The sequence below is a fragment of the Tritonibacter horizontis genome, from assembly GCF_001518015.1.
GTDB classification, from domain to species: Bacteria; Pseudomonadota; Alphaproteobacteria; order Rhodobacterales; family Rhodobacteraceae; genus Epibacterium; species Epibacterium horizontis.
Genome location: NZ_LPUY01000135.1, coordinates 94,741 through 105,056, shown reverse-complemented (window position 1 = coordinate 105,056; position 10,316 = coordinate 94,741). Strand labels below are relative to the sequence as shown.

11 protein-coding genes are annotated in these 10,316 nt (G+C 60.3%); 3 read left to right on the top strand and 8 right to left on the bottom strand.

What is annotated here, in order from left to right; translation table 11 throughout:
- Together TRIHO_RS21920 and TRIHO_RS21915 are read left to right on the top strand one after the other, a co-directional pair.
- Window positions 1–907 (top strand): sensor histidine kinase (locus tag TRIHO_RS21920; RefSeq protein ID WP_131811240.1); only part of this gene is annotated, 907 nt, incomplete at its 5' end.
- Between the two features lie 2 nt (window positions 908–909).
- A complete protein-coding gene (locus TRIHO_RS21915) occupies window positions 910–1,353 on the top strand; it encodes a response regulator (protein ID WP_068248804.1) in 444 nt (147 codons plus the stop codon).
- 87 nt (window positions 1,354–1,440) lie between these two features.
- On the opposite strand, the gene TRIHO_RS21910 is transcribed toward TRIHO_RS21915, so the two are convergent.
- The 5 genes from TRIHO_RS21910 to TRIHO_RS21890 form a co-directional block, all read right to left on the bottom strand.
- A complete protein-coding gene (locus tag TRIHO_RS21910) occupies window positions 1,441–2,718 on the bottom strand; it encodes an MGH1-like glycoside hydrolase domain-containing protein (RefSeq protein ID WP_068248802.1) in 1,278 nt (425 codons plus the stop codon).
- Window positions 2,719–2,737: 19 nt separating this feature from the next.
- A complete protein-coding gene (locus TRIHO_RS21905; protein WP_068248800.1) occupies window positions 2,738–3,781 on the bottom strand; it encodes an ABC transporter ATP-binding protein in 1,044 nt (347 codons plus the stop codon).
- Window positions 3,782–3,807: 26 nt separating this feature from the next.
- Window positions 3,808–4,650, bottom strand: a complete 843-nt coding sequence (locus TRIHO_RS21900; protein ID WP_068248798.1) for a carbohydrate ABC transporter permease — start codon at window positions 4,648–4,650, stop codon at window positions 3,808–3,810.
- Complete coding sequence (locus tag TRIHO_RS21895; protein WP_068248796.1) at window positions 4,647–5,492, bottom strand: carbohydrate ABC transporter permease; 846 nt, start codon at window positions 5,490–5,492, stop codon at window positions 4,647–4,649. The genes TRIHO_RS21900 and TRIHO_RS21895 overlap by 4 nt, the downstream gene beginning before the upstream one ends.
- A 116-nt stretch (window positions 5,493–5,608) precedes the next feature.
- Window positions 5,609–6,868 carry an ABC transporter substrate-binding protein gene (locus tag TRIHO_RS21890; protein ID WP_068248794.1) on the bottom strand — a complete coding sequence of 420 codons (1,260 nt, stop codon included), beginning with the start codon at window positions 6,866–6,868 and terminating at the stop codon, window positions 5,609–5,611.
- Between the two features lie 215 nt (window positions 6,869–7,083).
- Between TRIHO_RS21890 and TRIHO_RS21885 the strand changes: the two genes are divergently transcribed.
- Window positions 7,084–8,091 (top strand): LacI family DNA-binding transcriptional regulator, encoded by a 1,008-nt coding sequence (locus tag TRIHO_RS21885; protein WP_068248792.1) that lies wholly within the window; start codon window positions 7,084–7,086, stop codon window positions 8,089–8,091.
- A gap of 12 nt (window positions 8,092–8,103) precedes the next feature.
- Here TRIHO_RS21885 and TRIHO_RS21880 read toward each other — a convergent pair whose 3' ends face one another.
- The 3 genes from TRIHO_RS21880 to TRIHO_RS21870 form a co-directional block, all read right to left on the bottom strand.
- Window positions 8,104–8,616, bottom strand: coding sequence for an RES family NAD+ phosphorylase (locus TRIHO_RS21880; protein WP_068248790.1), 513 nt, complete (start codon window positions 8,614–8,616; stop codon window positions 8,104–8,106).
- Complete coding sequence (locus TRIHO_RS21875; protein ID WP_068248788.1) at window positions 8,616–8,966, bottom strand: MbcA/ParS/Xre antitoxin family protein; 351 nt, start codon at window positions 8,964–8,966, stop codon at window positions 8,616–8,618. The genes TRIHO_RS21880 and TRIHO_RS21875 overlap by 1 nt, the downstream gene beginning before the upstream one ends.
- Window positions 8,967–9,052: 86 nt before the next feature.
- The gene (locus TRIHO_RS21870) at window positions 9,053–10,255 is read right to left on the bottom strand and encodes a multidrug effflux MFS transporter (RefSeq protein WP_068248786.1); all 1,203 of its coding nucleotides are present in this window, start codon (window positions 10,253–10,255) and stop codon (window positions 9,053–9,055) included.
- Window positions 10,256–10,316 lie beyond the last annotated feature (61 nt).

The following is a 10,316-nucleotide window of genomic DNA, read 5'->3' as shown; positions in this document are numbered from 1 at the left end:
GAGCCAGTGGCGGTTGAACACCAGCCTGATTGTCATCGGGTTGTTGATGGTCGGCCTGATGGGCGTTGGCGGCGTCGCTGTCTACCAGCGGCAGGCAAAATACGAATTGCAGCAAAAAGAGCTGGAGCGGGAACAGGCCCATGCGGCCCGGCAGAGCGCGCTTGTCGTCGAACTGCAACGTTCCAACCGGGAGCTGGACGAGTTTGCCTATACCGCGTCGCATGACCTGAAAGAGCCACTACGGGGCATTGCGATCAACGCCAATTTCCTCTCGCGAGAGGAGGTCTCGGACAAGGGGCGCGAACGGATCGAGCGGATGGTGGCCTTGACCAAACGGATGGAGCAGCTGATTTCTGACATCCTGTTCTTTTCTCGGCTCGGGCGCGGTGGCGGCGAGCGGCGCGAGATTGACCCGGCGCAGATCGTGGCAGATGTGATTGGTGAAATGCGGGAATGGATCACTGAACGTGGTGCCAACGTCCGGGTCGAAACCGCGATGCCGCTGCTGCATGCCGAACCGTCCAAAGTCAAAACAGTGTTTCGAAACCTGATCGCCAACGGATTGAAATACAACGGTTCTCAGGAAAAATCTGTCGATGTCGGATTCCTGCAAGAGGTCGTCATCAAAGGCGAGACATTCCACAGTGTATTCTATGTCCGCGACAATGGTATCGGCATAGAGTCACGCAATCACGAAAAGATATTTCGCCTGTTTCAGCGTTTGAACCTGGAGGCTGATTTTGGTCCGGGCACCGGAGCGGGGCTATCTTTTGTGCGCAAGATCATTGAGGATTACGGCCAAAGGATCACCCTGACGTCTGTCCCGGGGGAGGGGACGACTTTTTATTTCACCCTGCCACCGGCGGTGGACGACGTCGCCAAATACACAAAGAGCGAGAACATATAAAGATGAACCCGTCGGCAACAATCCTGATAGTCGAAGACAGCCCGGATGACTACGAGGCCTGTGTGACCGCCCTGACCGAAGATCACAATCTCGCCAATCCCATTGCCTGGTGCAGTACCGGGGATGAGGCGCTCGACTATCTGTTCCAGCGGGCCAAATACGCAGAGAACGCGCCGGACCGCCCTTGCCTGATCTTGCTTGATCTCAACCTGCCGGGCCGAGATGGCCGCGAGGTGCTCGCCGAGATCAAAGGGGCGGAGGCGCTCAAGAAAATTCCGGTAATTGTCATGACCAGCTCTCGCGATCCCGAGGATGTCGACGCCTGTTACGCCCAAGGGGCGAATAGTTACGTCGTGAAACCGGTGGACCTGGACGGGTTCTTCAAGGCGATTGCCCGTCTTCGCGACTACTGGTTCCAGATTGTTGTGCTGCCCGAACCGACGTGATTTTGTCGGCGCCGTCGGCCGCGCCCATCCCGACGAACTGGCAGTCACAGACCGCGAGCTGGCAATAGCGGGCGCGGTCAGAGCGGCCTATGTCACGCTTCCGGTTTGTTTCAGGAACTCAATCACCATGGCGGCTGTCCAGGTGAAATGTGGGCCGCCGCAGGGCGCGCCTGTCATCGGGTCGTAGTATTCGGAAAACCCGCTCTCGACGATCAACTTCATGGAGTCGGTCACGATCCGGGCGGCAATGTCGATGTGTCCGTCGCGGGTCAACCCATCGGCGATCATGTAGTTCACGATCAACCAGGTCGGGCCCAGCCAATACCGCTCCCCATCGTATTCCGGGGTGTTAGGGTCATGGCTCGGGATCATGAAGGTGGTGCGCTCTGCCAGTGCTGATAGCCGGGCGGCGATCTGGGTGGATCGCTCTGGCGAAATCCCGGCAAAGATGGGCAGCAACCCCCCGACGGTCAGACACGGGATCGGAGCGTCGAGGACACGGTCATAGCAGAGATACTGCTGATGTAGCGCGCTCCACAGCCCGTCCATCGCGGCGAGGCCTTTCTCTGCCTGTGTTTTCGCCGTTGCGGCGATTTCCGTCTCGCCCAGCTCTTTGGCCAGCCAGGCAAGATCGCTGCAGGACCGCAGCAGGATCGCGTTGAACCCGGGGTCAACCACGCGAAAGGGGGATCCATCGTGCAGACGGGCGGTGTCCCAGCCAAGCGACCGAAAGTGTTTTACCAGCCAGAAATAGCGTTGATACTGTTCATTGGTCGGTCGGTGGGACGGGTTTGCGTGCAGGATGTCACGCCGGTGAGAGGTGTCGAGATCTTCGGTCGGCACCCGGGACAGGGCGGCGTTCCAATCGGCGGAGTTATCGCGCCCGGATTCCCATGGGTGAATGATCGCGACCAGGCCGGTGCGCTCTGGGTCTCGGGTGGCAAAAAACCAATCATGCCAGGCATGGATTTTTGGCAGCAAGGTCTGCGCTCTGGCGCGGGCCATCGGTTGATCCCTGGCCCGTTCATAAAGCTTGCGCACCGCAAAGCCGGTCACGGGCGGTTGCGTGATCCCAGAGGTGGGCACGGCGCGCCCGGTATCCCAGACCGCCGGTCCGGGGAAATAGCCGTCGTCCTCCTTGTGGAAAATGATATGGGGGACCATGCCATCCGGCCACTGATGCACGAACAGAGTTTCGATTTCGGTCCAGGCGCGTGCCTCATTCACATAGGATTGCCCAAGCGCCGAAAGCGCGCTGTCCCAGTTCCATTGAAAGGGATAGAGGCCATGTGTCGGCACGGTGTAATAGCCAAGATCATTGCGCGCGAGGATCTCGACAGCCCGGTCATAGAGCGGCTGGCTCATGGTGTCTTCTCCAGGTCCGTCAGGCGACGGAGCGTGTCGTTTCGGGATCGAACCAGCGGATACGATCCTGCATTGGCGCAAGGGTGAGGTGATCGCCGGCCCGGATGGCCATGTCGCTGTCCAGAATGGCCCGGAACATGGTGCCCTCGACGTCGCAGGTCACCAGTAGATGGGCGCCGAGCGGCTCCACCAAGCGGACGCGGGCAGTAAGTCCTTCGGATGCGATCCTCAGGTCTTCAGGCCGGATCGCGAAGTCGAGGTTTCCAGCGGCGCTTTGGGGGCCCGGCAGGCTGCGTCCTGCCACGGTCCATTGACCATTGCCGCTGTTGACGGCCGGCAGGAAATTCATCGGCGGATTGCCGATGAAACCCGCTACGAACCGTTCGGCTGGGTTGCGATAGACTTCGACCGGCGATGCCGCTTGTACTATGCGCCCCTGATGCATGACTGAAATCCGGTCGGCGAGGCTCATGGCCTCGACCTGATCATGGGTCACATAGATCGCGGTGGTGTTGCTTTCGGCAAGCACGCCTTTCAGTTCGGCGCGCATCTCAAGACGCAGCAGGGCATCAAGGTTCGACAGCGGTTCGTCCATCAGGATCACGTCCGGTTCCATCGCCAGAGCGCGCGCGACAGCGACCCGTTGGCGCTGACCACCGGACAACTCGCCCGAGTACCGTTTCAGCAATTGTTCGATATGCATCAGTTCTGCCGTGCGCTGAACGCGACGCGTGACCTGATCGTTGGGCAGTTTCTGCATGCGCAGCCCAAAGCCGATGTTCTCAAACACCGTCAGATGTGGAAATACGGCGTAGTTCTGAAACACCATGGCGATTCCACGGTCCTTGGGTGGCAGATGGTCGATGCGACGCCCGCCGATCCAGACCTCGCCGGTGGATTGGGTTTCCAGCCCGGCGATGATCCGCAGCAGGGTGGATTTACCGCAGCCCGAGGCGCCCAGTAGCACCATGAATTCCTGGTCTGCAATGGTCAGGTTGATGTCGTGCAGCGCCTGATAGCTGCCAAAGCGCTTCGCGACGTTTTTGATCTGAATTTCAGCCATGAGTTTTCCTTCTTTCGGTCGCCGCTTCAGCGGTTCGCGATGCCCCACATCGCAAACAGGTACTTGCGTACCGCAAAAATAAAGATCAGCGCCGGTACCACGAGGATGAACCCGCCGGCGAATTTCAGGTGCATGGGGGCCTCGCCCAGGGTCTGGAGCAGAAATGCCGTCAGCGTGCGGTTCTCGATGGTCAGCACTGCAGCGGCAAAGACTTCGTTCCAGGAAATGACAAAGGCAAAGATTGCGCTGGCGGTTATGCCGGGCAGGATCAGGGGCAGGACCACCTTGGTAAAGGCGGTGAGCCGGGTACAGCCCAATGTCCAGGCGGCTTCTTCCAGTTCCACCGGGATGCCGGAAAACAGCGAGAAAGTGATCAGAACCGCAAAGGGCAACGCCAGGGTGGTGTGGACAAGCGCCAGACCGAAGGCGGTGTCGTCCAGACCTGTCCGGATGAACAGCACCGCCAAAGGCAACGCCAGTAGCGGCAGGGGGAAGGCGCGGGTCAGCAGGATCAGCATGCGAAACAGCTCCTTGCCGCGAAACTCGAACCGCGACAGGGCATAGCCCGCCGGTGCTCCGATCAGCACCGACATCACCATGGTCAGCAGCGCCACCACGATCGAGTTTCTCAGCGCTTCCAGCATGCCGCGAAACCCGGCAAAGAACTGCAAGCTTCCGAGATCGAATTCCGGGATAAAGGATTTTGGGAAGCTGTTCACCGTTTCCGGTGCCGACAGCGTGTTGATCAGCAGCAGGTAGAGCGGCACGATCACCCAGGCACAAAGCAATGTGATAGATGCCGCATAAAGCCACCGCCCGCTGCTGCGGGTTCGGCTTTGATCGACCAGCGTGGTTGCAGCATCGGTCATATCGTGGCTCCTTTGGGCACCCGCAACGCACGCAGAATGATCAGCGTGAAGACCACGGAGATTGCCAGCACGATGAGCGCCAGCGCGGCGGCGGCATTGGTGTTTTGCAGGTCGAATTGATAGGCGTAGATTTCCCCCATCAGCACCGGGAACAACGTCCCCCCAAGGGCCGCGACAACTGCAAAGACCTCAAACGCGAGCACCACCCGCAGGATCAGCGCCGTTTGCAGCGAAGGACGCAGCATTGGCAGGGTGATGCGCCGGAACCGTTGCCAGGGCGATGCGCCAAACACTTCGGCGGCTTCGTAGTATTCCTTGGGGATAAGGCCGATCCCCGCCACGAGGATCACCAGCATGATCGCGGTCGCGCGCCAGATCTCGGCCAGGGCGATGGCGAGAAACACGATGCCGGGGTTCTGATAGGATAGAAAATTGACCGGCCCGTCCGACAGGCCAAGCCCGGTCATCATCGAGTTGAGAAAGCCGGATTGTTCAAAGATCGCCAGCCAGATGATCCCGGCGGCCAGGTCCGAAATCCCTAGCGGAATGGTCCAGATATAGAGAACCAGATCACGGCCCTTCTCCATCCGGTTGACCATCGTCGCCATCAGCAGCGCCAGAGCGAGCTGCACTGGCACGACGACCGCGGCCAGCAACATGGTATTCTTCAACGAAATCGGAAACTTCCAATAGCTGATCACGTCACGGAAATTCTCCAGCGACAGTCCTTCCGACCCCACAAAAGCCAGTTTAGCAACCAAGACAAAAGGGTAGAGGAAGAACACACCGAGAAACAACGTGACCGGCAGGATCAGCACATAGGGGAGCAAACGGGCGTTCATAAGCGCGCTCCTGGCAGTCGGGGGGATGCCCCCCGCGAATTCAAAGGATAGATGACTTGGGGTAGAGGCGTCCGGGCCGTGACAAGCCCGGACACCGTTTTGCGCGGGTGCGCTGTTTACTCGACCGGGCAGGCGCCTTCGGACGGGGCATCCGGAGCCCAGCAGGGCGCACCGGTTTCTTCCATGATGGCGGCAAGCTGGCCCTTTTGATCATCCAGCACTTGCCGGATGTCTTGTCGCGCAAGCACGATACGTTCAAAGCTGTCGACGAAAACGCGGTTGAAATCGCCGCCTTTGTCACCGAGGCCGGCCGGCAAGAGGCCGGGGTTCGCATCCGATGCCGCGCTCATTTTGGCCACGGCAGCGCCGGCGGCTTTGACCGATGGCGGCAGATCGTCCGGCAGGTCGACATCCACGACGGGAAAGAAGTTGGTCGCTTTCAAGGTCGCAATCTGCGTTTCCGGTTTAAGCATGTAGGCCAACAGCGCCTTGGCGCCTTCGGCATCGGTCACGGTCTTGGGGATTGCAATCCCGGCCAGAACCGGCATGAAGCCGCGCCCGGTTGGGCCAGACGGGGCTGGGAAGGCGACAAAATCATCCGGCCGCTCGTTGAAGGCCTGCGCAAGTCGCGAGGTGTGATCGAACACGATCCAGGCATCGCCCGACAGCAGTTGTTCCTGCATGAACGAGAAATTCGTCGAGGCCGGGTTGGTATGTTCCCAAAGCTCGCGGAACTTTTCCCAAGCGACAACTGCGTCGTCAGAGGCAAAGGTCCGTACCACGCCATTGGTGTAGGACGGGTAGAGATAGCCTTGGAAGAACCGGTGTTTCAAACCCTTGGGCCCAGCCGGGAAGCCGAATTTCGCTTCGCCTGTCGCCTCGTGAACCGCTTTGCTCCAGGCAATCAGCTGGTCATAGGTCAGGGCGTCGATATCGGCCCCTTCGGGCAGATAGGGCAGGGCTTCCTTGTTGGCGGCCATGATGTAGCTGGCCTGCATCCACGGGATATATTGCAGGCTGTCAGTGCCGAGTTTCGCAAGGTTGTTGAAGGTCTCGCTCTTGGAGGCCACACCCAGATCGTCGAGATCCATCAGCGTCTCGGGGTCCAGCGCGGAGAAATTGCCGTGCAGTGCCCCAAGCAGGTCAATGGAACCGGAACCGGCCTGAAGCTCCGCCTGAAGGCGCGTCAGCCAGGGACCATCTTCGTTGGGTTGATAGTCAACACCGGCCTCGAAACCGGACAGGACCTGTTCGCGCATGGCCTGGGCTTCTTCGACGGGTCGGGCCTGGGTTGACCAGAACAGAACTTCGGCCTGAAGCGGTGCCGTTGTGAATAGGATCGCGGCTGTGGCCGCAAGTGATTTTATTGAAAACATGATTTCCTCCCTAATCGGGCGTCACCGGCCCCTGCGAAGGGCTTTTGGCTGGCCGCAATGGGGCAACTGTGATATAACGTTATATCACAGTCAACATGAATCTGGCGCCTTGGGGACTGTGTGAGGTCAGCCGCCTCGCGGTGTTTTTGCTTGAAGGTCACGGCCGCTTCACGCATCCACGTTGAAATCCCTTCGCCGAGCGATTGCAGCATGACATGACGAAAAAACCCACACTCTCGACCGTTGCGCGCGAAGCCGGAGTTTCGGTGCCCACTGTCAGTCAGGTGATGCGGGGCACGGGCCGGATTTCCGAGACGACCCGTCAGAAGGTTCTGGAGACCGCAAAGCGTCTGCAATATGTGCCGGATCAGCGCGCCGCTACGATGCGATCCGGTGAAAATCGCGAAATTGGGTTTATTATCAACCAGCTGTCCAACCCCTTCAACGCCGAGGTGGTGAGCGGTGCGGTAGATCTGTTGGAGGACGCAGGATACCTGGTGTCCATTCTGGACGCGCGTGACGATGCCCACCGTCAGGGCAGGCATGTCGAAGCCTTCATACGTCATGGCCGGGGTGGCTTGCTCTGGGTGCCCGCGCAGGACACCCCTGACGAGACCTATGACCTTATCGCGTCGCGCAAGATCCCGACGGTGACATTTCTGCGGCCGGGGCGGGACGACTTTGATCACCTTGGCATTCGAAACGCCGCTGCAACGACAGAGGCGACGCATCACCTGGCAGATCTGGGGCACCGTCGTATTGCCTATCTGGGGGGGGTTCAGGACAGTTCGGTGCGGTGCGAACGGATTTCCGGATATGCGACGACCCTGCGGGAGCGGGGGCTTGGCCCACCGCTGGTCTGGCCAAGCGGCGACGACAAGGTCACCAGCCTTGAGGCCATGTGCAAATTGCAGGAGGCCCACCCTGAGGTGACGGCGGTGGTCTGCAATGGCGACATGGTTGCCCTTGGGGCCTGTCTTGCGCTTCTCAGGGCGGGCAAAACGCCCGGTCGCGAGGTGTCGGTGGTCGGGTTTGATGACATTCAAGAGGCCGCCGTGGCGACGCCGCCCCTGACGACGCTTGCGGTTGCGCCGCAACACCTGGGCCGGGAGCTGGCAAAATTATTGCTGGATCGCATTGCGACGCCTGACGGCCCGGTCGCCACGGTGAAGGCGCCAGTTGCCTTGGTGATCCGGCAGACCACGGGACCGGTCTGCCGCTAGGTGAGTGCCGTGTTACATCCGTCCCAGGCGGTTCTGATCGTCGATCACTTCCAGGGTGCAGCTATCAACGGTCCAGCGCCACAGAACGAGGTTGCGATTGCTGGCGGTCGCTCCCTTGGCAAAACTGCGAACCAGCAGGCCCGCGTAGCCGGCCGCGATCAGCGCACTGGCAAACTCCTGGGTCGCGACGCGCCGCCCGTCGAGCATCGCGGTCCGCCAGCCCGGATCGGCCAGGTCGTCCTCTGACAGCCCGAAGCGGGTCAACCCCTCGGCGTCGCCAGTGTCGAAAACCGGGCCGAGATCGGCCTGATAAGACACCAGGATCGTGGGTTGCAAACTTCCGACCTGATGGGCCTCGCGCAGGGCGGTGGCGGGATCCAGTGCAGTATAGAGCGCGGGCACGCCCACCGGGTTGAACCGCCCCCCGTAGCGTTCCGCCCCCCGTCCTGACAGCGGTTCGCGCGCATAGACCGGGTTCAGCGCACGGTAGAGCGGGCCCTGATAGCGCCCGTCAGCCATCGGCATCAGGCAAAGAGACCGGCGTCAACGGCGTCAATATACTCCAGGACCTGTTGCGCCTTGCCCTCCTGCACCAGCTGCATTGCGGTGCGGCCATCAAATCCCGGCAAAGGTTCCGATCTGTACCAGGCATAGGCCATCAGTTCCGAGCCAAAGCGCGGTTCGACCTTGTTGAGGACCTCGACCAATTCGCGCAAACGACGCTGGGTCTTGTCGGATTGGATCCTGACGCGGCGCTGCAAGGCGTCTTTGTTCAGCCCAACCGTCAGCGCGACCTCTTCGGCAGAGGTGCGTAGAACCGCCGCGATTTTACGGGGTTCGAATTGTCCACCTTCGGCAAAGTTTGCGATATGCATGGCGTGCCCTCATCGGTCATTATTGCGCAATATAGCGTGAATATGGCCGAATATCAAGGCGGCCAGCGGACTGGCTGCCATGCGCTTTATTTTGGGTTTGCAACCGCCTCGGCCGCGCGGGGGTCCAAGACGCGCAGCGTGCGCAGAGCAAGCGCCAGAGACAAGGCCGCGCAAAGGGCGATGGAGGCAATCATCGGCACAGCGGTTCCGTCAAAGAACAGCCCGGTGAAGGCGACCATAACGCCGCCGGTCACCATCTGAAGTGTCCCGCCGAGGGAGGAAGCCAGGCCGGCAATCTCGCCATGCGGATCGAGCGCCATCACCATTGTGGTCGGAATGATCAATCCAAGGCAGGCGTTGGCACAAAAGAGACCTGCAACAATGACCGGCAGGCTGGCAAACCCAGACAGTCCGACCAACAGCAAAAGGCCGGAAAAACCTGCAAAACCAAGGGCAGCCAGGCGGATCACCCGCAGCACCCCGAGTTTTTCACCCAAGGGGCCAGCGGCCTGGGAGGCAGCAAAAAACCCGACAGCATTGATTGCGAAGGCCAGGCTGAACCCTGTTGCGCTCAGCCCGAATTGCCCGGAATAGACAAAGGCGGCGCTGGCGATGAAGACCATGAAACTGGCAAAGCCAAAACCGCCAATGAACGTCAAACCCATGAAGACCGGATCACGAAACAGGATCTTGCTGCCTTGCCACAGATTGGAGATGTTGACGGGGACGCGCTTTTCCGCAGCCAGTGTTTCCGGCAATGCGGTGGCTGTCAGCAGCAGGCTGAGCACGGCCGCGATGCTGAGCACCCAGAAAATCAACCGCCAGTCCCCGACCGCCAGAAGCCCGCTCCCGGCAAGCGGTGCAAGCATCGGCGAGATTGAAATCACCAGCATCACCAGCGCCATCAGCCGGGTCGCCTGCGGACCTGTATGCATGTCGCGGATCACCGCCCGTGGCACGACCATCAGCACCGCGCCGCCGACCCCTTGCAGGGCCCGAAAGGCGATCAGCCAGCCGATGCCGGGCGCCATTGCGCATCCGACGGTCGCTGCGGTGAAAATGACCAGGCCGGCATAGAGCGGCATTTTTCGCCCGACCTGATCCGACCACGGACCATAAAACAGCTGCACCACCCCAAAGGCCACGAAATAGGCGGTCAACGTCAGCTGGGTGGCGGCAACATCGGTCCCAAGAGCGGCCGTAATTGCAGGCATCGCCGGCAGATAGGTATCAATTGCAAAGGGTCCGACGGCAGACAGCAAACCCAAAATGAGTGCAGCGCGAAACATAGTCATTCTGATCAACTCCGACTTTGATCTTGTGCTACGTTTGTTCGCATGGCGCTGCAAC

What these genes read in the sequence shown, in the direction of transcription:
- TRIHO_RS21915 (WP_068248804.1), top strand. Translation starts at nt 910, where the DNA reads ATGAACCCGTCGGCAACAATCCTGATAGTCGAAGACAGCCCGGATGAC.
- TRIHO_RS21910 (WP_068248802.1), bottom strand. Translation starts at nt 2,718, where the DNA reads ATGAGCCAGCCGCTCTATGACCGGGCTGTCGAGATCCTCGCGCGCAAT.
- TRIHO_RS21905 (WP_068248800.1), bottom strand. Translation starts at nt 3,781, where the DNA reads ATGGCTGAAATTCAGATCAAAAACGTCGCGAAGCGCTTTGGCAGCTAT.
- TRIHO_RS21900 (WP_068248798.1), bottom strand. Translation starts at nt 4,650, where the DNA reads ATGACCGATGCTGCAACCACGCTGGTCGATCAAAGCCGAACCCGCAGC.
- TRIHO_RS21895 (WP_068248796.1), bottom strand. Translation starts at nt 5,492, where the DNA reads ATGAACGCCCGTTTGCTCCCCTATGTGCTGATCCTGCCGGTCACGTTG.
- TRIHO_RS21890 (WP_068248794.1), bottom strand. Translation starts at nt 6,868, where the DNA reads ATGTTTTCAATAAAATCACTTGCGGCCACAGCCGCGATCCTATTCACA.
- TRIHO_RS21885 (WP_068248792.1), top strand. Translation starts at nt 7,084, where the DNA reads ATGACGAAAAAACCCACACTCTCGACCGTTGCGCGCGAAGCCGGAGTT.
- TRIHO_RS21880 (WP_068248790.1), bottom strand. Translation starts at nt 8,616, where the DNA reads ATGCCGATGGCTGACGGGCGCTATCAGGGCCCGCTCTACCGTGCGCTG.
- TRIHO_RS21875 (WP_068248788.1), bottom strand. Translation starts at nt 8,966, where the DNA reads ATGCATATCGCAAACTTTGCCGAAGGTGGACAATTCGAACCCCGTAAA.
- TRIHO_RS21870 (WP_068248786.1), bottom strand. Translation starts at nt 10,255, where the DNA reads ATGTTTCGCGCTGCACTCATTTTGGGTTTGCTGTCTGCCGTCGGACCC.